Origin of the sequence: Saccharopolyspora sp. 6M, assembly GCF_020176775.1 — a bacterium.
Classification (GTDB): Bacteria; Actinomycetota; Actinomycetes; order Mycobacteriales; family Pseudonocardiaceae; genus Saccharopolyspora_C; species Saccharopolyspora_C gregorii.
Genome location: NZ_JAIUJZ010000272.1, coordinates 1 through 3667, shown reverse-complemented (window position 1 = coordinate 3667; position 3667 = coordinate 1). Strand labels below are relative to the sequence as shown.

At 71.2% G+C, this 3667-nt stretch carries 2 protein-coding genes and 1 riboswitch; of the genes, one reads left to right on the top strand and one right to left on the bottom strand.

The window, feature by feature from the left end:
* Positions 1-112: 112 nt before the first annotated feature.
* Positions 113-760, bottom strand: coding sequence for a VCBS repeat-containing protein (locus LCD31_RS27145; protein ID WP_224962738.1), 648 nt, complete (start codon positions 758-760; stop codon positions 113-115).
* A gap of 185 nt (positions 761-945) precedes the next feature.
* A riboswitch (cobalamin riboswitch) is annotated at positions 946-1187 on the top strand.
* Between the two features lie 129 nt (positions 1188-1316).
* Between LCD31_RS27145 and metE the strand changes: the two genes are divergently transcribed.
* Positions 1317-3605, top strand: coding sequence for a 5-methyltetrahydropteroyltriglutamate--homocysteine S-methyltransferase (metE, locus tag LCD31_RS27140; protein WP_224962736.1), 2289 nt, complete (start codon positions 1317-1319; stop codon positions 3603-3605).
* Positions 3606-3667: the final 62 nt, after the last annotated feature.

Sequence of the window (3667 nt, the reverse complement as noted above, 5' to 3'; positions counted from 1 at the left end):
CCCCGCCCCCCCCCGGCGCGCCCCCCCACCCCCCCCCCCACCCCCCCCCCCGCGCCGCCGCCGGGGCGCCCCCCCCCCCCCCCCCCCCCCCCCCCCCCCCCACGGCTCCCCCTCAGGAGCAGGATTCGGGCTGCACCCGCAGCACGTCGTCGTCCTTGCCGACACCGGTGAACGAGTAGTCGTCGACCGGCGTGGCCACGCCGTCGCGCACCTCGTAGGCGACCCGGGAACCGTCGTAGGAGGGTTCCGTCGTCTGGCTCTCGTTCGACGCGGCCAAGGTGATCAGGACCCGGCCGTCCGAGCCCGCGGGCGCGCACTCGTAGCCGAGGCGGGCACCGATCCCGCCGCCTTCGTTGATCTTCAGCGGCTCGCCGTCCTGCGTCTTCAGCTCGCGCGGCGCGCCATCGGCACCCAGGTCCCACACGCTGAACCAGGTGGTGTTCGCGCCGACGGACTCGGTCACCAGCAGTTCCTGCCTGCCGTCGCCGTTCACGTCCAGCACCCGCATCGGCTGGGTGCCGAAGGACGGGTCACCGGTCAGCACGGCCTCGGTCGTACGACCGTCCACAGTGAACTTGAGCGACTGCTTCGCCCCGTCCCCGATGGCGGACAGCTGCGCGGTGTCCGGAGTTCCGTCCCCGTTCAAGTCCACAACGGACGTCTCGCTCGAGTCAGCGGCGGCGATCCCTGCCGGCACCAGCGCCATCGCCGCCACGGCCAGCGCACCGATGCCCACACCCGCCCGAATACCGCTCTTCACCACAGCCGGTTCCTCCCGATCGCTTCGTCGCACCGGGACGGAAGAAATCCGTCCCGCCCCCTCACCTGTTCACAAGACGCACCACCGCGCGGCAGGTTGCCCGCGGCTCGAAAAACCTTCCGGCGGTCGTCGCGGCGCCCGGGTGATCCGGACGGCAGGGCCTTGTCTTCCCGCCAGAAGCAAGTAGCCTCCGAAGTGCTGGTGGTTCGCACAGCCCTGCGAAAGCGGGGGTGCGCGAGGCAAGAGGGAACCCGGTGGAAATCCGGGACTGCCCCGCAGCGGTGAGTGGGAACGAACGCCGTCACCGGTCGCCACGACCGGTCACAGCACTGAGCGCGAGCTCGGGAAGCGACGGCCAGTAGAAGACCCCGGTTCCACCGGGAAGCGCCCACGAGTCCGAAGACCTGCCGCCGGTGCGCGCGTCCTGCGTGACGCGCGCTGTTGCGAGGTCTCGCGGGAAGACCTGGACGAACGAGCCGCCGCGTGCGGCCACGTGTGCCCGGATCCTGCCCGCTCGACCTCGCAGAACTGCCGTCCAGCTCGCGAGGAGAGAGCGTTGACCAGCACAATCGGATCCACCGTGCTCGGGTTCCCCCGGATCGGTCCGAACCGGGAACTCAAGCGGGCGTTGGAGAGCTACTGGAAGTCCCGCACCGGCGAAGCGGAACTGCGCGAAGTCGCGCGCACGCTGCGCACCGACACGTGGCGTTCGCTGCGCGACGCCGGGCTGGACTCGGTGCCGGGAAACACCTTTTCCTACTACGACCAGGTCCTCGACGCCGCCGTCACCTTCGGCGCGGTCCCGCCGCGCTTCGCCGAACTGGGCCTGAACCCGCTCGACACGTACTTCGCGATGGCCCGCGGCGTGGAATCCGCGCCACCGCTGGAGATGACGAAGTGGTTCGACACCAACTACCACTACATCGTCCCGGAGATCGGCCCGGACACCGAGTTCCGGCTGTCCGACCAGACCGTCGTCGACCAGTACCACGAGGCCGCTGAGCTGGGCATCAAGACCCGCCCGGTCGTCGTCGGACCGCTGACGTTCCTGCTGCTGTCCAAACCGCAGGACGGCGCGCCCGCCTCGTTCCGCCCGCTGGACAAGGTCGACGAGCTCGTCACCGCCTACGCCGAACTGCTCGGCGAGCTGCACCGGGCCGGGGTCGAATGGGTGCAGCTGGACGAGCCCGCGTTCACCGCGGACCGCTCGCAGGCCGACCTGGACGCGCTGCGCGCCGCCTACCAGCGGCTCGGCGAGCTCTCGGAACGGCCGAAGATCCTGGTCGCGTCCTACTTCGGCGACCTCGGGGACGCGCTGGGCGTGCTCGCCTCCTCCCCCGTCGAAGCCGTCGGCGTGGACCTCGTCGCCGGGCAGCGCACCGTGGACGAACTCCCGTCGGTGCCCGGGCTGCGGGAGAAGACGCTCGTCGCGGGCCTCGTCGACGGGCGCAACATCTGGCGCACCGACCTGGACAAGGCGCTCACCACCGCCGCCACCCTGCTCGGCCTCGCCGGGGAGGTCGCCGTCAGCACCTCCTGCTCGCTGCTGCACGTGCCCTACGACGTCGACGCGGAAACCGACCTCGACCCGCAGGTCGCGTCCTGGCTGGCGTTCGCCGCGCAGAAGGTCGGCGAGGTCGTCGTCCTCGACCGCGCGCTGCACCAGGGCCGCGACACCGTCGCCGAGCAGCTCGACGACGCGCGGCGGCGCATCGCCGACCGCGCCGGAGCCGACCGGGTGCGCAACAACCGGGTGCAGGCGCGGCTCACCTCGCTCAAACCCGAGCACGCCCAGCGCGGTGACTACGCGAACCGGCTCGCCGCACAGCGCAAGTCGCTGCGGCTGCCGCCGCTGCCGACGACCACCATCGGCTCGTTCCCGCAGACCACCGACGTGCGCAAGGCCCGCGCCGCGTTGCGCTCCGGAAGCATCGACCACGCCACCTACAAGCAGCGGATGCGCGACGAGATCGAACGCGTCATCCGGCTGCAGGAAGACCTCGGACTCGACGTGCTCGTGCACGGCGAACCCGAGCGCAACGACATGGTGCAGTACTTCTCGGAACACATGGACGGGTTCGCCAGCACGCACAACGGCTGGGTGCAGTCCTACGGTTCGCGCTGCGTCCGGCCACCGATCCTCTACGGCGACGTGTCCCGGCCCGAGCCGATCACCGTGGAATGGGCCAAGTACGCGCAGAAACTCACCGCCAAGCCGGTGAAGGGCATGCTGACCGGGCCCGTCACCATCCTCGCCTGGTCCTTCGTGCGCGACGACCAGCCGCTCGGCATCACCGCCGAGCAGGTCGCGCTCGCCATCCGGGACGAGGTCAAGGACCTGGAGAACGCGGGCATCCGGGTGATCCAGGTCGACGAGCCCGCGCTGCGCGAACTGCTGCCGCTGCGCTCCTCGCAGCACCAGGAGTACCTGGACTGGGCGGTGCGCTCGTTCCGGCTCGCCACCTCCGGGATCGCCGAATCCACCCAGATCCACACCCACCTGTGCTATTCGGAGTTCGGCGACGTCATCAACGCCATCGTCGACCTGGACGCCGACGTCACCAGCATCGAAGCCGCCCGGTCCCGGATGGAGGTCCTGGACGACCTCAACGCCGTCGGGTTCGGCCGCGGCGTCGGACCCGGTGTGTACGACATCCACTCGCCCCGGGTCCCGGAAGCCGGGGAGGTCACCGACCTGCTGAAGGCCGCGCTCGCCGCGGTGCCCGCCGAGCGGCTGTGGGTGAACCCCGACTGCGGCCTCAAGACCCGCGGCTACGCCGAGGTCGAGACCGCGCTCAAGAACGTGATCAGCGCTACGGCGGCCGTGCGCCCGGCTGCCGGCTGATCCCGAAGCCGGGGGTGGGTGGTCGCGCCCGCCCCCCCGGGCCCCCCCCCGCCCCCGCGGCC